Genomic DNA, 17959 nt, shown 5'->3' with positions numbered 1-17959 from the left:
GAACCGTGAGCGTGTGCCGGACGAACCGACAACGCAGGTGCAGACGGCGTCTGAGTTCGCGGACGGCGCCCCGACCATGCACTTTCAAACAGCCGTTCGGCGCTAGAAATAGCTTCCCAAGCTGAATACGCGGGTTCGATTCCCGTCATCGGCGTCACCCGAGCGAAACTCGTTTTAGTTGCTGTGCGGGTCGGCGGCGTTGAGCGCGGCCACCACCTGGTCGTAGTCGCCGCGGGCCTCGCCGTAGCGCAGGAATTTGACGCGCTCTACTTGGATCTCGTTGCCGTCAGGGTCGGTCTCCAGTACCTGCATGACCTCGTCGATGAACTCATCAAGCGGCATCGCAAAGCTGCTTTCTCGTTGTCCGGGGAGTAGATCGGTGGCTACCGACGGCGGTTCGAGTTCCTTGAGCCTGACCGTGGTGTCGGCCAGTTGTAGGCGCAGTGACTCGGTGAGCATGTGGATGGCGGCCTTGGACGCGTTGTAGCTCGGCGTAACTTTCAGCGGTGCGAAGGCGAGGCCGGAGGACACGGTGACAATGGTGGCGTCAGGCTGCTTTTGCAGGTGCTCGACGAATGACGCGATCAGGCGGATCGGCCCGAGCACGTTGGTGGCGATGACGGATTCGGCGGAATCCAGGAATGTTTCGGGATGATGCCAGTCTTCGATCTTCATGACGCCGGCCATCGCGATGACCACGTTGAGATCGGGATGGCGCGCCAGCACGTTCTTGGCGGTCGTGTGCACGCTCGCTGCGTCGGCGGTGTCGATCTGCACCGTGTCGATGTCCGGATGCGCGGCGGCGATCTGCTGGAGCAGTTCGGTGCGGCGGCCTCCGACGATGACGGTGTTACCTTTGCCGCGCAGTCGTAGAGCCAGTGCCAGGCCGATCCCGCTCGTCGAGCCCGGAATGAAAATGGTGTTGCCGGTGATTTTCATGCGCTCAATCCTTTGTCTTGTGTTGCCGTGGTGAGTAATTCGGGTAGGCCGACGCGGTGCAGCATTTCGGCTTTGAGCCGGTCGAGGACCGCGAAACCCACGTCGGCCCCATCCTGGGTCAGATCGCGATCGAAGGATGCTTGGGTGTCCGGGTCGCACATGGTGGGGAGCGTAGTGACCGGGTGAGCGGGCGCAAGCCCGCGCGCTGATTCATTGCATAGCCGGGGCCGGTTCGTGGCTTTACGGACCGCTGGAGGCCACGATCCTCATGTCACCGATGGCACTTGTGCACCGGGCCATCTCCGAAAGTCTTTCGGCAATCGCAGCGTCGCGCTCCGCTGCCGCGATCTGATAGCGCATCGCCATCGCCGGGGTAGTGTGCCCGATCCGGCGCATCAACTCTTTGGTGGTGGCCCCGGCCTGAGCGGCAAGTGTCGCCCCAACATGGCGCAGATCATGCACGCGCATGTCCGGCTTGCCCACGCTGGCGAACCCGTTCTTGACGCTCTTGGTGAACGCCGTCTGGGACAGCCGCCGGCCCCGCGTCGTCATAAACACGAACGACTCCGGCCCGCGGCTCGTATGCGCCGCCATGTGCGCCCGGAGAATCTCAGCAACGTGCGGGGGTACCGTCACGTCGCGGATGCCGGCGTCAGTCTTCGGCGATCCCACCACAAGCTTGCCATCGACAACCGTTGCAGCCCGGCGGATCTTGAGCACCGTCTGCTCACCGCTCGTATGAACGTCTTTCCTGCGAAGCTCAATCAGCTCTCCGAACCGCAAACCACACCAAGCCGCTAGGGGCACTGCCGCCCGGTACGTCTCCGGCGCGGCTTCGGCGACCTTCACCAACTCGGCAGGGGTCAGCGGCTGGACATCCCGCGGTTTAGGCGGCTTGCCGGCCGTCTTTATCTGGCACGGGTTTTCGGTGACGAGCTTGTCCTCGCGGGCCGTGTTGAAGATCGCCCGCAGGAGCTGGTAGGCGTGCGTGTTCCGCGTCGGCGTATTCTTGCCCAGCCCAACCCACCATGCGCGCACCGTCGCCGGGGTCACCGCTGCCAGTATCTCGTCACCGAGGCCGGGGTAAATCCGACTCTTGAGCAGATCCCGGTAGAGGGCATGCGTCTTGGGTGTCAGATCACGGTGGGTGAGCCATTTCTCGGCGTACTCGTGAACCGTGATCCCTGCAACTGCCTTGGCTGCCGCCCGACTCTCCGGCGGTGACCATCCCCCAAGTTCGATGAGCCTGCGTTCATTCGCCAGCCACCCCTCGGCGTCCATTTTGGTTGTGTAGGTGTGTGGGGCGTAGTACCTGCGCCCATCTGCCATGACGTAGCTGGCTTGTATGCGCCCGCTGCGTAGCGTTCGGAGCTTTCCCCATGCTCGCCGCTGGCGGGCGGCCTGTCTGCGTGTCGTCATGCTCGACACCTTACTGCACCCTTGTTGCACCCCAACGGTGTCGCGTCGTGTCTGGTTACCGGGGCTTTTGTCCACTCCATGACGGAAAGTTTGCCGTCTGTAAATGGGGTTTGATCTGGATAAATAGCATGATTAGGCATACAGGTTGTGATCCTGAATGTCGCGGGTTCGAGTCCCGTCACTCACCCCAAAGGTCAGAGGGCATTTTTAGCCCCCTGCAAAGCCCGGCGTCGCTATTCCTTGCGGTCGTCCACCTTGGCGTCGGGAGCGTGCTTCTTGATCGCGTCGATACCTTTGTGGGCGTTCGCCTTTGACGCGTAGGCCTGACTGGCGACGATGATCTCGCCGTTGGGGGCCTTGAGATGGAAGTGGTACTTACCACCCTTGTCCTCGAAGATCTCAAACTTTGCAGCCATGCCCCGTAGGCGGACAGCCAGGCGTACGCGTACCGAATGACGCCTGGTACAGGCACATCAGCCGCTCGCGATCCGGTGTGAAAATCGAGAGGTCATCGAACGTTCCGTAAGTATCTGCGACGACGTCGCAATCCGTTCCGGATCATTGAGGCTGTCATTCTATTTATCAAAACTGAACGCGCGCCTCGAGCGTTTTGCGGGCTAGGAGCCATAGACGGTAGGCGCGAAATCTTGGGCGCGACGTATCGCAGCTATCAATTCACATCTGAATTAGGCGGACACTACTAGACACGCGTAATAATTATCAGCAATATCTTACGATGCGTTAAGTCTGGACTTACACTGCCGGTGTTCGAGCGGTCGGCGCCGATGCCAAACCCGCACCCTCGGGCTGCGCCGTCGGGAAAGGAAGACCCAAGATGAACGTTCGAGTTAGCGTTCGGCTGGGCATGCTGGCCGTGGGGTTAGGCATTGGAGCGGCAGTGCCAGGGACCGCCTCGGCCGACTCGTCCGCCGACTGGCTGTCGTCAATCGACAGCCTTCTGAGTGCTCTGTCAGTCCCCGCGTTGTCGTCATCAACTCTGGATTACCAGGTCTCAATCGACGGGATGGATTTGTTCCCCACAGCGGGCAACACCGCGACCGCGACCTCGGGTATGGGGGACATCGCGATCGCGATAGGCAACGGCGCCAGCGCCGACGCCGACGCCCCCACCCAAGTCGGCACCACCGGCTCCGGCGACTTCGCATTCGCCGACGGCGCTAACAGCTCCGCCACCGTCTTCGACGGCAACCTTGCCGCGGTCACCGTTGTCGGCGACGACAACACCGCAGGCGTCGCTAACGGTACCTTCAACGCCGTCAACATCTTCGGCAACGACGACAACAGCGTATTCGCCAATGTCGGCAACTTTGACGCCGCCAACGTCTTCGGTAACGACGACGCCGCCTTCGCCGGCCAAGGCAACGGTGACCTTGCCTCCATCGTCGGCAACATCAGCTACGCCGTCGCCAACGAGGGCAACGGTGACGTTGCCTCCATCGTCAACACGGGCAGCGTTTTCGACTACGCCCAAGCGGGCGGCTATCCGCCCGACGATGCCCCCGGGAACTTCGACATCGCGTCCGTGTTGGGCACCGACAGCTTGGCCTACGCCGGCTACGGGATGACCGGCGACACTGTCGGCAATTTCGACCTGGCGGCCATTTTCGGCGACGGCTTCATTTCCGACGCCGCTACCGGCGCCAACTTCTTGGTCGACATCCTGCCATCGTTCTAGGAGGCAATGAATCCGCTTGTGGGGGTTAGCTTTGCAACCTTCGCTGCCCGGCTCGGCAGCTAGGGAACGATTGCATCGGCCGCTCGCAGTGACACCGGTAGATGTTTGAGTCTGCCCACGCCTACCAAACAATGGCCAAGCTTTCGGCTGGCAACCGGGTGACTTTGTGACTGGGCCGGGCATAAGCTCGAGGCAAGCTAAGGTCAGGGACGGGTCCTTTGGGAGGCCTACGATGACGAGATTTGTTTGCCGTGTGGTCGCTGATGTCGTCGCGGTCGCGTTGGTGCCGATCGCGGCGGTGACGGTCGCGACGCCGGGAATTAGTTCGGCGCAATGCGACCCGAACTGGTCGCGCAATGTGTGGACCAACGAATGCAAACCGCCACCGCCGGTGCCGGAGTGGTGGACACCGCGACCGGCGTATGCGCCGCCGTTCGCACCGGAGTGGATCCCGCCACCCCCTCCAGCGCCGCCGTGGCAGCCGGGGGACGTCCCGGTGTGGAACGGGGGTATTCAGCAGTGGGTATTCATCGGGCACTGATTAACCAAGTGTTTCGCTAAGGGCGAAGACCGACTTCGGCATGCCTACCCGGCTTTTGTCGGTGCTGTGTGCGACGTTGGTTTCGTCACAACCCAACCCAGCTAGGCAGCTCGACATGGATCAACCCAAACCCCACGCGGTGGCGTGCCAGTGTTGCGAGCTGGAATGGCCGGAAAGGCTTGCCACGGCGGTCCGCAACGCACACCTGCTTATCCGCGAATGGCGGTGTCGTATGTGCGACGAGCATCAGGGCGACCCGGTCAAGATGGCGCAAGATCACGAGAATGAGGTCCGCATCCGGTGGGGTAACACCGTGGACGAGCTCCACACCGCGCAAGACGCCGCCGATCGTTTCAAGGCGCAAACGCTCGCGGCGTTGAGGTCGCGCGACCAGATACTGGAGCAATTCGGCAAGCTGGCCCGTTACCACCGGCCAACCGATTACGGATGCATCTGCGGAAAACGCAACTGCGAAGAGCTGTCCATCATTGACGCCGACTGGATTACCGATCACATCGTCAGGATGTACAAGGGCGGCGTCGGGTAGATAGTGGCCTTTCGCCTGAATTTGGTTGTTAGATCTGGTCTTCAATCAGAAACTCCGCGTACTTCTTCTCGAAGTCCCACACTTCGGGGAAGCCGATCAAGTCCACGAAGTCATCGAAGGCGTAGAGCGGATCCGCGACCGGCTCCCCCTGCGCCAATGATCGGTAGACGCTGGCCAGGGCTCGACTTGCGGCGAACAGCCCTGCGGTGGGATAGATCGCCACCGAGAACCCCATCCCCCGCAGCTCTGAGGGCGGCAGGATCGGCGTAACGCCACCATGCAGTTGGTTGGACAAGACGGGGACGTCGAACGCAGCGCCGATCTTGCGCATCTGTTCTTTGGACTCTGGCGCCTCGATGAACAGCATGTCCGCGCCGGCCTCCGCGTAGGCTTCCCCACGTCGCAGTGCCTCGTCGAGACCATGCGATGTCAGGGCGTCGGTGCGGGCCAAAATCAGAAAATCCGCGGACGAGCGGGCATCTGAAGCGACTTTGATCTTGTTGACCATTTCCTGGATGGAAACCACGCGGCGGTCGGGTGTGTGGCCGCACTTCTTGGGAAAGTGTTGGTCTTCGATCTGGATCACCGCAACGCCGGCCTTTTCGTAGCCCCGCACGGTGTGGGCAACGTTGAGCAGACCGCCATAGCCGGTGTCGCCGTCAGCGATCAGCGGCTTGTCGATCGCGTCGGCGATCGCTTCGGCACGGTTGACCATGTCGGTGTAGGTGGCCAAGCCTGCGTCAGGTTGGCCCAGGTAGGAGGCGACGACTCCGTAGCCTGTCATGTAGATCGCCTGCGCACTGGTGCGATCGGCAATCTTCGCCGAGACCAGGTCGAAAACGCCTGGGGCGAAAATGAACTGACCACTTTGCAGCATCACCCGGAACGAGTTCTTAGCGTCGGTATTCATGGCTGTTAAGTCCTTTCTTCCAAGTGTTCTCGTGAGTTGACACAACGATCCCGCACGCGATATCGATTAGTCCAATAAACTTCTTGAGGTGATTGATCAAGATAGTGAATGGTTGCAGTTGATCAGCCCTGAGCTCGCCATCGCCGTGGCTGTTTTGGAGGAGCAGCATGTCCGTCGCGCCGCCGAACGGCTGGGAGTACCGCAGCCGACGGTCAGCGTTGTCATGCGCCGGCTCGGCGTCGCCATCGGCGCACCGCTGGTGCAGCGACACGGGCGCGGAATCGTAGCGACCGCAGCTGGCCGGGCGTTTTTGCCCGCGGCACAAGAGGCGTTGATTCAGTTACGCACTGCCCGAGAAGATCTCCAGGAAATTATCGATCCTGAGCGAGGCCGTGTCGCGCTCGGTTTCGTCCATAGCAGCGGGCCCCGTGACGTACCTCGACTGCTCGATGCATTTCTCGCCGCACATCCCGATATTTCGTTCACCCTCAAGCAGGGAGGCGCGCCTGCGGTGCTCGACCAGCTGCGGCGAGGTGCCCTGGATGTGGTCATCGTCGCGCCAATGCCAGCCGCCGACGGTCGCCTGGAATCGGTTGTGCTGGCTGAAGAACGGCTCTGCCTCATTGTTGCCGCCGATCATCGCTTTGCTAGCCGGGCATCGGTTGGCTTGCGGGAAGCGTCCGATGAAACGTTTGTTGGGCTGACTCCCGAGCACGGCTTGCGTCAGGTTTTTGATGCGTTGTGCGAGCGGGCAGGTTTCATCCCCAATCTTGCCTTCGAGGGCGAAGAGCATGAAACGTTGCGCGGGCTGGTGAGGGCCGGCTTGGGTGTTGCGGTGTTACCGCGCGCAACTTACGACGACCCAGCACTTGTCGAGATCAATCTCCGTGACCCCGCGGCACGTCGGCACGTCGGCGCCGTGTGGCAGCGGGGCCGTCGCGTCGCTCCAGCCGCGCGACGTTTCATCACTTTCCTCACCACATCGGGAGCAAAGGTGCTCCGCGGCGGGTGAATAGTAGCGAGCCGAGTGCCGGAACTGACAGCTGATTACAGCGGCGGTACCATCCGCGCATGTCGCTAGCGGCTGGGACGACCTTTGACGGGTACACCATCCTGCGGCCGCTGGGTTCTGGCGGGATGGCCGAGGTCTATCTTGCTCAGCATCCAAGGCTGCCGCGCCGCGATGCGCTAAAAATCCTGTCCGAGGCGATAACAGCGGACAGCGACTACCGCGAGAGGTTTCAGCGGGAAGCCGACCTCGCCGCCGCGCTATGGCACCCGAACGTCGTCGCGGTGCACGATCGCGGCGAGTTCGATGGTCAGCTCTGGATCGCGATGGACTACGTCGACGGCACCGACGCCGCACAGCTTGTCAAAGAACGCTACCCGGCCGGGATGCCGATACAGGACGTGTGCGCCATCGTCACCGCTGTCGCTGCCGCACTCGACTACGCCCACCAGCAGGGCCTGTTGCACCGCGATGTCAAGCCCGCGAACATCTTGGTCACCGATCCTCAGGACGGCAAGCGGCGGATCCTGTTGGCCGACTTCGGCATTGCGCGACCAATCGGTGACATCAGTGGGCTCACCGCGACCAATTTCACGGTGGGCACACTCACCTACGCCGCACCCGAGCAGTTGATGGGTTCAGGCATCGATGGGCGCGCCGATCAGTACGCGTTGGCGGCCACCGCGTTTCACCTTCTCACGGGTGTGCCGCCGTATCAGCATTCCAATCCGGTGGCCGTCATCAGCCAACATCTGACGGCACCACTACCAAAGCTGAGCGATCGGCGTCCGGAGTTGACGACCCTCGATGAGGTGTTGTCGCGAGGGTTGGCCAAGGACCCCGCCGACCGGTTCGAACGATGCAGCGACCTCGCCGCTGCCCTCACCCATCGCGCCGGCGTGGACGTCGACGATGATCACCTCACCGAGACCGGTATTACGGTCGCCGCGCCGGTCGCGGAGCGCGAGACTCAAGTCGCGGTGCGCGTGCCGTCCGCCGGGATAGCCAAGCGACGCAGACGATCCCGGATTCTTCTCGGAGCGGCGATCGCGGCGGTGTTGGTCACCGCGATCGGCGTGGTTGGTTTCGTGATGCGGCCAACGAAGAACACTGCCCCTGCCCCGCCGGCCAGCGTGCCGGCCCCACCTGCCGCAGTACTCGACGGCACATATCGCTTCGACTACGACTATGAGAAGCAAACGATCAACGGTGCCCCGTATGCCATTCACACCGCCGACAACACCAGTTGGTGGGCCTTTCGCTCGTCGTGTAGATCCACGGAATGCGTTGCCACCGCTACGCAACTCGATACCAAAAATCCCCGAGTGGCGCGCACCCCGGCCCAGTCAGCCAGTTACCGTTTCGTCGAGGGCCACTGGCAATCCGCGCCCGTTCAGCGCCAACTCGACCAGCCGCGCTGCCTCGGACCCAACGGTCAAGTCGTCGCAGGCGCGAATACCGTCATGCTGACCTGGTCGTTGGAGCCACAGCCCGACGGCACGCTTCGCGGCGTGAAGACCGGCACCGCGCTCACCAACGAATGCGGCCTTCAGGGACAGGTTGCCGTGGCCCCGGTGGTGGCGACCCGCGTCGGCGACGTGCCGATCGGAGTCACGGTCGCCGATCCGGCGACAGTCAGCATCGCCCCGTCGACCAGCACCGCCCCACCACACGTCGCGGGTCCCGTCCTCGACGGCACCTACCGCGTGGACTTCGATCTGCAGAATCAGACGATCAACGGCACGGTGACCGGCCTCGGCGCTGCCGTCTCCCAGTGGTGGGCTTTTCGTTCGGTGTGTACGCCAGCCGGATGCGCGGCCGCGGGGTCCGAGTTGGCCGAATCCAACCAGCAAGAGGGCACCGGCACGACAAATGTTTTCCATTTTGTCGACGGTCATTGGCAGGGCACGACCGACCTTCAGGCACCAATGCAGTGCGACGGAACAAACAAGCCGCTCACCGACGACGAGACGCGCCTTTGGTCACTGGAGTCACAGCCCGACGGCACGCTTCGAGGCACCGAGATCGGCACCATTCTCAGCAACGAATGCGGCAATCAAGGAACGGTGTACCGGACGCCGTTTGTCGCGACACGCACGGGAGATGTCGCGCCAAGCGTCATCGTGGCCGACCCGGCGTTGTTCGCGGCTCCGACCGCGCCGGCGTCAACGCCGCCCCGTGCAGGTAGGTGACGCCTCACGCCTTGGCGTTGCCGGCGCGCCACTGATCCCACGGAATGTTCCAGTCGCCAAGGCCTTCGGTGCCCGACAGTGGTGGGCCGACGGTGTTGAGCACTTGCACGATGTCGCCGCGCTTGGTGTGGTCGAAGAACCATTGCGCGTTACTGGGACTGACATTGAGGCAGCCGTGGCTGGTGTTGGTGTGGCCCTGAGCGCCCACCGACCACGGCGCCGAATGCACGAAGACACCGCTGTAGGACATCTGGGTGGCGAAATTCACCTCGGTGCGATATCCGTTGGGCGAGTTGACCGGTACGCCGTAAGTCGACGAATCCATGATCATGTGCGCGAACCGCTCACCGAGGATGTAGGTGCCGCTGGCGGTCGGGGTGCTGTCCTTGCCCATCGACGTCGGCATCGTCTTGACGACCTCGCCGTTGACCCGGACAGTCACCATCTTGGTGGTGTCGTCGGCGGTCGCGATGACCTCGTCACCGATGGTGAAGTGGGTGTGTAGGTTGTCCTCGCCGAAAACTCCGTCACCCAGATCGACGCCGTAGGTGTTGACAGCGACGTTCACCGTGGTGCCTGGCTTCCAGAAATGCTCAGGGCGCCAACGCACTTCACGGTTGTTCAGCCAGTAGAACGCACCGTCGACGGGCGGGTCCGTGGTCACCACCATGGCCTTTTCGGCCGCAGCCCGGTCAGCGATGTTCTCGTCGAACCGGATCGCGACCGGCTCGCCGACGCCCACCACCTCGCCGTCGTGCGGCATGGCATAGGGCATCGCCAAGTTCTGCGGCGAATGGGTCTGGAACGTTATTTCGCCGGTGGCCACCCCGCCCAGCCCACGCGCTTTGGCGGTCAGCGTGTAGCTCCTGTTGTAGCCCAGCGGCTCGCTGGTCGACCAGCGCACGCCGTCGGGGCTGAGCTGGCCGCCCAGCGAGCGCCCGTTTTCGTTGACCATCTCGACTGACGCCAGCACGCCGTCGTCAGCGGTCACCGTCACCGGCCTGTCCACCGCGACGCCCACGGCGCCGTCGGTGACCGAAGCGCTGACCTTCGGCACGAGAAGGTCACCGAACGGCGTGGCCTTGTCCATGATGGCCTTCGGCGGCGGGTTGCCGCCGCCGCTGCTGCAGGCCCCCGCGCCGAAAACGGCAAGCAGGACCATCAGCGCGGCCACCCATCGGCGGCACAAGCGCTGACGCGTCATCAAGCGGCCTGCCACGTACCTTGCTCCCCCTCGCGACCCGCAACCTTGCGTTACTGGCGAGTATTCTAGGCGGTAGACGACTGTTAGCAGTGACCAGCGGTCAATCTCGGTCTCGGCGATTTCGTAAGCCGACGGAATGGCTGTTATTGTCGCAACCGCAGTCCAGCAGGATTCAGGCGCCGTTAGCTCAGTTGGTAGAGCAGCTGACTCTTAATCAGCGGGTCCGGGGTTCGAAACCCTGACGGCGCACCAGGTCAGAGCGTATTTAGGTAATCCTTACTGCAGCCAAAGCTGTAGCCAACGGCGTCAGCCCTTGTAACTCTGGGCTTGTTCGATGAGCATTTCGAAGACGTCCAACAGGGTTTCACGGTAACCCGAGGTTCAAGCAGATCATCATCACTACCGACAACTGACGCTAGCCCGCCCCGGCTGCCGGAGGCGGATTGACCACGGTGGTCTGGTTCACCACGTTGTAGGTCTGGTTGAAGATCTCGACGATCTGCGGTGGCGTCGGTGCCTGCGGATGGAGGATCTGGTAAAGGGTTACTGCAGTCGCCAAGAGTTCGCACTGGAACAGTGTGGTGACATCGTTCAATCCGCTCGCTTTGCCGAGTGGGTGGTGGAGCACCAAGACCAACTTCCAGTCCAACGAGCGTGGGAATCCTGGCAAGCTGAGCTGAAGTCGCAACGCCAAGTGGCTGCCGAGCAACACGTGCGGGACGCCGAGCAGTATGCCCTAGAGCAGGGCGAGACTAGACAAGACGCCGAAAACTTCGTGCGCTGGTATCTCGAAACCTGGGGAGACGGAACTAACTCGATGTATAACCATCCCAAGTACGATGGCTACCGCCAATGGCGGCGAGCCGTCGATCCCTACAGGGTGCGGTGATGAGTAGGCTCACGGCAAAGAGTGCGCCTGGACTGCGGACACGACGAGAGATTCGCGAAGTTGCCCCAACGCTCCGCTTGTCAGCGGTCACGTAATTCCCCAGTTCTGAGGGGTTGTCCGTCACGTAATTCCCCACCTTCCGTCACGTAATTCCCCACCCCTGGGGCGTGTCCGGCGGGGGTTGGGGTGCTGCTCAGGTTCGCTCCGTTCAGGTGCCCCGCCAGGGGTCCTGGAAGGGGCCTGAGTTGGCGAGGAGATCGTGGAACGTGACTGACTTCGTGGAGATGTTCCGGCACTGGAACGCCGGCCGATCCCAGGTGCAGATCAATGAAGCACTCAACATCGACCGCAAGACGATCCGCAAGTATTTGGCCCCGGCGCTGGCCGAGGGTCTGCAACCGAACCCGGGCGAGTTCGACGAAGAGTTGTGGCGGGCACGGATAGGACGCTGGTTCCCTGAGCTGGTGGACCCGGCGGCGCGGGCGCTGAGCTGGCCACTGATCGGAGCCCATCACCAGTGGATCACCGATCAGCTGAAGGTGCCGGTAACGGTGGCGACCATCGCGCAGCGGCTTCGTGACGACCACGGTGTCGCGGTGTCGGAATCGACGGTACGGCGTTACATTGCAACCGCTTTCGCTGAGGAGCGTCTCGAAGGCAAGGTCACGGTGCCCAGGGGTGCGGTCGAACCCGGGAGCGAGGCCCAGATCGATTACGGCAAGCTCGGCATGTGGTGGGACCCGGCATCTGGCCGCCGTGTTGCAGTGTGGGTGTTCGCGATGGTCCTGTCGTGCTCACGGGCCTTGTTCGTTCAACCGGTACTACGGATGGACCAAACATCCTGGAACGCTTCGCATGTGGCGGCGTTCGAGTTCTTCGGAGGTGTCCCGGCGCGGTTGGTGTGCGACAACCTCAAGACCGGGGTGACGCGCCCGGATCTGTATGACCCGCAGATGAACCTGGCCTACGGTGAACTCGCCAACTTTTACGGCGCCCTGATCGACCCGGCGCGGGCCCGCAAACCGAAGGACAAACCGCGGATCGAGCGGCCGATGCCCTACATTCGGGACTCGTTCTTCGCCGGCCGCGAGTTCGCCTCCCTGGCCCAGATGCAGAGCGCCGCCATCCGGTGGGCCACCGAGGTCTACGGAGTTCACAAGCACCGCGGCCTGGATGGTCAGACCCCGGCATCGGTGTTCACCGCGATCGAGGCCGGTGCGCTGATGCCGTTGCCGCCCAGAGCGTTTGAATCCGTCGTCTACAGCCTCGGGCGCGTCGCCCCGGACTGTCACGTCAAGTCCGGGAAAGCGTTGTACTCGGTGCCGTGGCGACTCATCGGCCAACAGGTCACCGTGCGCACCGTCGGTGACGTCGTGCAGATCTTCCACGACGACACCGTCGTGGCGACCCACGTGTTGCATCTGTCGGGACGCTCGACGAACTTCGAGCACTACCCGCCGCACAAGATCGCCCACACGCTGCGCAGCGTGAGCTGGTGTCGAACCCAGGCCGAGCAGATCGGGCCCGGCACGGTCGCGATCGTCGCCGACCTCTCGCAGGTGAACGCCATCCACCGCCTGCGCGCCATCCAGGGAATCATCCGTCTCCGGGAGACATACGGCGATACCCGCCTCGATGCCGCCTGCGCCAGAGCACTACAGGTCGGGGATCCGAACTACCGCACCGTCAAGGGCATCTTGGTCGCCGGCACCGAACACGGCGACGACCCACCCGCACCCGCCTCGACACCACCGGCGATCCTGCGCGGCCCCGACGCGTTCGACACCGACCTCACCGCCTGACCGTCACCACGATTCACCGAACGCATTCTGCTGCAACCACATCAACGAAACGGACCTTGCCATGACCATTCACGATCCCAGCCTGCGCGCCGCACTCAAGACCCTCAAACTCACCGGCATGCTCGACACCCTCGATGCCCGCCTCGCCCAAACCCGCGACGGGAAGCTCGGCCACCTCGAATTCCTGCAGGTGCTCTGCGAAGACGAGATTGCCCGCCGCGAAACAGCCGCCCTGGCGCGGCGAGTGCGCCGCGCCCGCTTCGAACAACACTCCACCTTCGAGGACTTCGACTTCACCGTCAGCCCGAAACTGCCCGCCGCGATGCTGCGCGACCTCTCCGCGCTGCGCTGGCTCGAGGCCGGGGAGTCGGTGATCCTCTACGGACCCGTCGGCGTCGGGAAAACCCATGTGGCACAAGCACTTGGACATCAAGTGGCCCGACGTGGCGGTGATATCCGCTTCGTCAAATGCTCCCGCATGCTCGCCGACCTCGCCGGTGGACACGCTGATCGCACCATCGGCCAACGCCTGCGTGAATACACCCGCCCCCTGGTCCTCATCGTCGACGACTTCGCCATGCGCGAACACACCCCGACCCAAAGCGACGACCTCTACGACCTGGTCTCCGACCGCGCCATCGCCGCCAAACCGCTCATCCTGACCAGCAACCGGGCACCCAAGGACTGGTACCCACTGTTCCCCAACCCCGTCGTCGCCGAATCACTGCTCGACCGCCTGATCAACACCAGCCACCAAGTACTCATGGACGGCCCGTCCTACCGGCCCCGGAAACGACCCGGCACCGCCGCCACCTGACACCCACCCCGCGCTTCGCTACCCTCACCACAGCAGCACCCGAACCTGGGGAATTACGTGACGGCTACCCCTGGGGAATTACGCGACCGTGGACATCCGCTTCCCGTGTCAGGCCGATGCTCAACTAATTAGTTGACTCTGGCTGTTCGGTTAGCACCCGGTACACGGTGGCACGGCTCACGCCTAGCGTCGTGGCAATCGTGCTCGCCGACTCACCGCCGGCGTGCGTGCGCCATACCAACCCGACTTTTGATTTGTCGAGTGCCTTGGGTCGCCTGCGTTGTCCGCGTGCCTTAGGCACCTGGGTGTCTAGCCGGATTCCGTCGATGTGTGAGGTGGGAGCGTGTCTGTTGTGACATTCTGCAGGGGTGTCCGCTCCTGCGGCCGCTGCTCCTTCGGGGGTGGTGACGTTCCTGTTCACCGACGTTGAGGGTTCGACCCGTCGGTGGGAAGCCGACTCGCAAGCGATGCGGGCAGCTCTGGTCGCCCATGACGAGGTGTTGCGCACGGTGATCGAGGCGCACGGGGGCTGGTTGTTCAAGCACACCGGGGACGGCGTTTGCGCGGCATTCTCATCGCCCAAATCCGCCGTCGATTCCGCGGTGGCCGCGCAGCTGCAGCTGGAGTTGCCGGTGCGGATGGGGCTGGCGACCGGTGAAGCCGAGCTGCGGGGTGCGGACTACTTCGGTGCGGTGCTGAATCGTGCTGCGCGGGTGATGGCCGCCGGGCATGGCGGTCAGATCCTGTTGGCCGAGTCGACGGCGGTGCTGCTCGGTGGGGTGGATCTGGTGGATTTGGGGCCGCGGCGTTTGCGGGATCTGCCGACCCCAATCGGGGTGTTCCAGGTCCGAGCAGAAGGCCTACGCACGGAGTTCCCGGCCCTGCGGGCGCTGGATGCGAGTCCGGGGAACCTGCGGGCTGCGGTCACCAGCTTCATTGGGCGTGAGTCTGAGGCCGGCGAGGTGCAAGCCGCGGTGAAGGCTCATCGGTTGGTGACGTTGACCGGGGTGGGCGGGGTCGGCAAGACCCGTCTGGCAACCGAAGTCGCGGCGCGGCTCGGCGATGAGTTTCCCGACGGCGTATGGTTTTTCGAGCTGGCCGCGGTCGCCGATCCGGCGGCGGTGCCTGAGGCGGTGGCCGCGGTGTTGGGCATCACCCAGCAACCGGGCAAGACAGTGACCGAGTCGGTGGCCTCCGCGTTGGAGGGCCGATCGCGGCTGCTGGTGCTCGACAACTGCGAACACGTGCTCGACGCCGCCGCCGATCTGATCGAGGCCATCCTCGCCGCCTCGGCCACGACCAAGATTGTGGCCACCAGCCGTGAAGGACTCGGAATCGCCGACGAGCGGCTGTGGCCGGTGCCCTCGCTAGACGTCGGCGCAGGCGTCGACTCAGCCGCCGTGGCCCTGTTCGTCGAACGGGCGCAGCACGTGTCGCCGCGCTTCACGGTAGGCGACGCTGGCGAGGCGGCCGCGGTGGTGGAGATCTGCCGCAGACTCGACGGGATCCCGCTGGCCATCGAGTTGGCGGCCTCGCGGATGGCGGCCATGACCGCCAGTGAGGTGCGCGGCCGTCTCGATCAGCGGTTCCGGCTGCTGGTCGGGTCGCGCCGCGGCCTGGAACGCCACCAGACGCTGCGCCACGCGGTGGCATGGTCCTACGACCTGCTCGACGACGCGGAGAAGACGCTGCTGGAGCGCTGTTCGGTGTTCGCGGGCGGATTCGACCTCCAAAGCGCCTGCGCGGTCGCCGGATCCGATGATGTCGACGAGTACGCCATCCTGGATCTGCTTGGTGCTCTGGTGCGTAAGTCGCTGCTGGTCGCCGATCGGTCATCGGGGCGGACCCGGTTCTCGATGTTGGAGACGATCCGCCAGTTCGCCCAGGAGCAACTCGCCGCCAGCGGTGAGGCGACCGAGGCGCGTACAGCGCATGCCCGCTACTATGCCGGCCGCATGCCGACATCCTGGCGCTGTGGGACAGCCCCCGACAGCAGCAGGCCTATGCCTGGTTCACCGTGGAGTTGGCGAACCTGCGCACCGCCTTCCGGTGGGCCGCCGACGACGGCGACCTCGACGTCGCCGCCCCTATCGCCACCTACGCGGGGTTGCTCGGCTATATGGTCGAAAATTACGAGCCGATCACCTGGGCTGAAGAGCTGATCGAGCCGGCCAGCGCCGTCGACCATCCCCGCCTCGCGTCCCTCTACGCTATGGCAACGCAGTGCTGGATCGTCGGACGCATCGACGAGGCCGTCCGATACAGCGAAGCCGGCCAGGTGGCCTTCGCCAGGAGCCGCGGCGGGGTGCCACGGGGTTTCGAGGCCTGGCTTGGCGGCGTTTTCACCCAGATCGGCCAGCCCGACCGGAGTGTCGAGTGGTGCGGTGCCGAGCTTGCAAGCAATCGAGACGCTCACGTATTGACCAGGGCAGCGCTAGTGATCGCGAAGACGATGGCGGGATCCCATGACGCCGCGATGGCCGCCGCCAAGGGCCTGATCGAGGCCGCCGAGGCCACCCGCAACCCCCACGTACTTTCTTTCACGCTGCTCATCTACGGCCTCGCGCACTGTGACGCTGATCCACCCCGCGCACGTGATGCCATGCGCCGGGGCCTGGTGACCGCTCACGACAGCGGTAACCGCTACGACGAATCCAACCTCGCCAACGTCTTGGGCCGACTCGAGGCCCGATACGGCGACCCGTTAGCCGCGCTTGACCACCTCACTCTGGCGATCCGCAACTACCGCGACTCCGGCAACACCACCGTCATCCGTATCCCCCTAGCGGTGCTCGCCGCCCTATTGGACCGACTCGGACTCAAAGAACCGGCGGCAACCATCGCCGGTTTCGTGTTCGGTACCCTCACCACATCCTGGATCCCAGAGTTCAGCGCCGCGATCACCCACCTACGCGAGATCCTCGGCGACCAGACCTACGAATCGCTCGCCGGCAAGGGTGAAACGATGACCACCGCCGCCATGGCGAGGTACGCCTACGACCAGATCGTCCGGGCCCGAGCAGAACTGGAAGCAGTCTCGAAATAGACGACATACGAGGCTCGCAAAACTCTGTGTCGGAATCACCCTGAATGCCGAGGGCTCCTCGTGGGGTGTCCAACCGCCTATCCTTTGAGGACCCCTGCAAACGCTGGGGTCCGGGGTCGGCGGAGGGTCGGATGACAGCCATAGCAGCGTGCCGGACGTGTGGCACTAAGCCTCTAGAGAACGCCCGGTTTTGTCACGGCTGTGGCTCCCCAGTCAAAGACGGCGATACCCGGGCGGAGTACAAGCAGGTCACGGTTCTGTTCGCCGACGTTGTCCACTCGATGGACATCGCCTCTGCCGTCGGTGCGGAGCGGTTGCGCGAGATCATGGCAGAACTTGTCAACATCACAACGGCGGTCGTGAAGCGCTATGGCGGCACGGTGGACAAGTTCACCGGCGACGGGATCATGGCGGTGTTCGGTGCGCCAGTTGCTTTGGAGGACCACGCCGTTCGTGCCTGTCTTGCGGCACTGGGCATCCAACAAGAGACGACCCGGCTCGCCGCTGAGGTCAAAAAACGAGACGGTATCGACCCGCGGTTGCGCGTGGGACTTAACTCCGGTCAGGTGATCGCCGGTGAGATCGGTTCTGGTGCTTTGGGTTACACCGCCGTCGGTGAGCAAGTCGGCATGGCTCAGCGGATGGAGTCGGTGGCACCGCCGGGTGGGGTGCTACTCAGCGAATCCACGGCGCGGCTGGTCGAGGGCGCGGCGGTGCTCGGGGAGCCGGAGATGGCGCGCATCAAGGGCACCCATCAACCGGTGTGCGTCCAGCGGTTGTTAGGCGTGTCGGAACGGCATCGCGCTGTCGGGCGCGCTGAGTCGAATCTGGTCGGTCGGCGGAGGGAGATGGCCGCTGTCGAGGTCCTGTTGGAGCGTGCCATCGATGGCCACGGTGCTGTGGTTGAGGTGGTGGGGCCACCCGGCATCGGCAAGAGCCGTCTGGTGC

General features: G+C 63.7%; 18 protein-coding genes, 2 tRNA genes and 1 pseudogene. 12 read left to right on the top strand and 9 right to left on the bottom strand.

The window, feature by feature from the left end; translation table 11 throughout:
* Positions 1-91: 91 nt before the first annotated feature.
* A tRNA-Ser gene (locus ACLQI9_RS14825) sits at positions 92-154 on the top strand.
* A gap of 20 nt (positions 155-174) precedes the next feature.
* Here the strand turns inward: ACLQI9_RS14825 and ACLQI9_RS14820 are convergent.
* The 4 genes from ACLQI9_RS14820 to ACLQI9_RS14805 all read right to left on the bottom strand — a co-directional run bounded on the left by ACLQI9_RS14820 (position 175) and on the right by ACLQI9_RS14805 (position 2774).
* Positions 175-939, bottom strand: a complete 765-nt coding sequence (locus ACLQI9_RS14820) for an SDR family oxidoreductase (RefSeq protein WP_442391828.1) — start codon at positions 937-939, stop codon at positions 175-177.
* Positions 936-1100: a hypothetical protein gene (locus ACLQI9_RS14815; RefSeq protein WP_442391827.1), complete on the bottom strand. Its 165-nt coding sequence runs from the start codon at positions 1098-1100 to the stop codon at positions 936-938. Before ACLQI9_RS14815 ends, ACLQI9_RS14820 begins: the two co-directional genes overlap by 4 nt.
* A gap of 79 nt (positions 1101-1179) precedes the next feature.
* Complete coding sequence (locus ACLQI9_RS14810; protein WP_442378514.1) at positions 1180-2358, bottom strand: site-specific integrase; 1179 nt, start codon at positions 2356-2358, stop codon at positions 1180-1182.
* A 233-nt stretch (positions 2359-2591) separates the two neighbouring features.
* Positions 2592-2774: a YegP family protein gene (locus ACLQI9_RS14805; protein WP_442378513.1), complete on the bottom strand. Its 183-nt coding sequence runs from the start codon at positions 2772-2774 to the stop codon at positions 2592-2594.
* Between the two features lie 419 nt (positions 2775-3193).
* Here ACLQI9_RS14805 and ACLQI9_RS14800 point away from each other — a divergent pair, with 419 nt between their 5' ends.
* From ACLQI9_RS14800 to ACLQI9_RS14790, 3 genes are all read left to right on the top strand, one after another.
* Positions 3194-4054, top strand: a complete 861-nt coding sequence (locus ACLQI9_RS14800) for a hypothetical protein (protein ID WP_442378512.1) — start codon at positions 3194-3196, stop codon at positions 4052-4054.
* Positions 4055-4286: 232 nt separating this feature from the next.
* Complete coding sequence (locus ACLQI9_RS14795; protein WP_442378511.1) at positions 4287-4595, top strand: hypothetical protein; 309 nt, start codon at positions 4287-4289, stop codon at positions 4593-4595.
* Between the two features lie 115 nt (positions 4596-4710).
* Positions 4711-5142: a hypothetical protein gene (locus ACLQI9_RS14790; protein WP_442378510.1), complete on the top strand. Its 432-nt coding sequence runs from the start codon at positions 4711-4713 to the stop codon at positions 5140-5142.
* A gap of 28 nt (positions 5143-5170) precedes the next feature.
* On the opposite strand, the gene ACLQI9_RS14785 is transcribed toward ACLQI9_RS14790, so the two are convergent.
* Together ACLQI9_RS14785 and ACLQI9_RS14780 are read right to left on the bottom strand one after the other, a co-directional pair.
* Positions 5171-6052 (bottom strand): isocitrate lyase/PEP mutase family protein, encoded by an 882-nt coding sequence (locus ACLQI9_RS14785; RefSeq protein ID WP_442378509.1) that lies wholly within the window; start codon positions 6050-6052, stop codon positions 5171-5173.
* Positions 6036-6323, bottom strand: a complete 288-nt coding sequence (locus tag ACLQI9_RS14780; RefSeq protein ID WP_442378516.1) for a hypothetical protein — start codon at positions 6321-6323, stop codon at positions 6036-6038. Before ACLQI9_RS14780 ends, ACLQI9_RS14785 begins: the two co-directional genes overlap by 17 nt.
* Here ACLQI9_RS14780 and ACLQI9_RS14775 point away from each other — a divergent pair.
* Entirely contained in the window at positions 6207-7064 is an 858-nt protein-coding gene (locus ACLQI9_RS14775; protein WP_442378515.1) for a LysR family transcriptional regulator, read from the top strand. The genes ACLQI9_RS14780 and ACLQI9_RS14775 overlap by 117 nt on opposite strands.
* 59 nt (positions 7065-7123) lie before the next feature.
* Positions 7124-9253 (top strand): serine/threonine-protein kinase, encoded by a 2130-nt coding sequence (locus ACLQI9_RS14770; protein ID WP_442378508.1) that lies wholly within the window; start codon positions 7124-7126, stop codon positions 9251-9253.
* A 4-nt stretch (positions 9254-9257) separates the two neighbouring features.
* On the opposite strand, the gene ACLQI9_RS14765 is transcribed toward ACLQI9_RS14770, so the two are convergent.
* Positions 9258-10457: a L,D-transpeptidase gene (locus ACLQI9_RS14765; RefSeq protein ID WP_442391826.1), complete on the bottom strand. Its 1200-nt coding sequence runs from the start codon at positions 10455-10457 to the stop codon at positions 9258-9260.
* Between the two features lie 176 nt (positions 10458-10633).
* On the opposite strand from ACLQI9_RS14765, the gene ACLQI9_RS14760 reads away from it, so the two are divergent.
* A tRNA-Lys gene (locus ACLQI9_RS14760) sits at positions 10634-10709 on the top strand.
* A gap of 163 nt (positions 10710-10872) precedes the next feature.
* On the opposite strand, the gene ACLQI9_RS14755 is transcribed toward ACLQI9_RS14760, so the two are convergent.
* Positions 10873-11106, bottom strand: coding sequence for a hypothetical protein (locus ACLQI9_RS14755; RefSeq protein ID WP_442391825.1), 234 nt, complete (start codon positions 11104-11106; stop codon positions 10873-10875).
* 506 nt (positions 11107-11612) lie between these two features.
* Here ACLQI9_RS14755 and istA point away from each other — a divergent pair.
* Both istA and istB read left to right on the top strand, forming a co-directional pair.
* Positions 11613-13148, top strand: coding sequence for an IS21 family transposase (gene istA, locus ACLQI9_RS14750; protein WP_442378504.1), 1536 nt, complete (start codon positions 11613-11615; stop codon positions 13146-13148).
* Positions 13149-13209: 61 nt separating this feature from the next.
* Positions 13210-13965: an IS21-like element helper ATPase IstB gene (gene istB, locus ACLQI9_RS14745; protein WP_324437575.1), complete on the top strand. Its 756-nt coding sequence runs from the start codon at positions 13210-13212 to the stop codon at positions 13963-13965.
* A 124-nt stretch (positions 13966-14089) separates the two neighbouring features.
* Here istB and ACLQI9_RS14740 read toward each other — a convergent pair.
* A pseudogene (locus tag ACLQI9_RS14740) lies at positions 14090-14260 on the bottom strand (helix-turn-helix domain-containing protein); the annotation flags it as partial.
* A gap of 73 nt (positions 14261-14333) precedes the next feature.
* Here ACLQI9_RS14740 and ACLQI9_RS14735 point away from each other — a divergent pair.
* From ACLQI9_RS14735 to ACLQI9_RS14725, 3 genes are all read left to right on the top strand, one after another.
* Complete coding sequence (locus ACLQI9_RS14735) at positions 14334-16127, top strand: adenylate/guanylate cyclase domain-containing protein (protein ID WP_442391824.1); 1794 nt, start codon at positions 14334-14336, stop codon at positions 16125-16127.
* Positions 16085-17011, top strand: a complete 927-nt coding sequence (locus ACLQI9_RS14730; protein ID WP_442391823.1) for a hypothetical protein — start codon at positions 16085-16087, stop codon at positions 17009-17011. The genes ACLQI9_RS14735 and ACLQI9_RS14730 overlap by 43 nt, the downstream gene beginning before the upstream one ends.
* 131 nt (positions 17012-17142) lie before the next feature.
* A partial coding sequence (locus tag ACLQI9_RS14725; protein ID WP_442391822.1) for an adenylate/guanylate cyclase domain-containing protein occupies positions 17143-17959 on the top strand: 817 nt, incomplete at its 3' end.

It is taken from the genome of Mycobacterium sp., assembly GCF_052143115.1.
In the GTDB taxonomy this organism is placed as follows: Bacteria; Actinomycetota; Actinomycetes; order Mycobacteriales; family Mycobacteriaceae; genus Mycobacterium.
The sequence above is the reverse complement of the archived record's forward strand: the minus strand, read 5'-3'. Positions and strand labels throughout refer to the sequence as shown.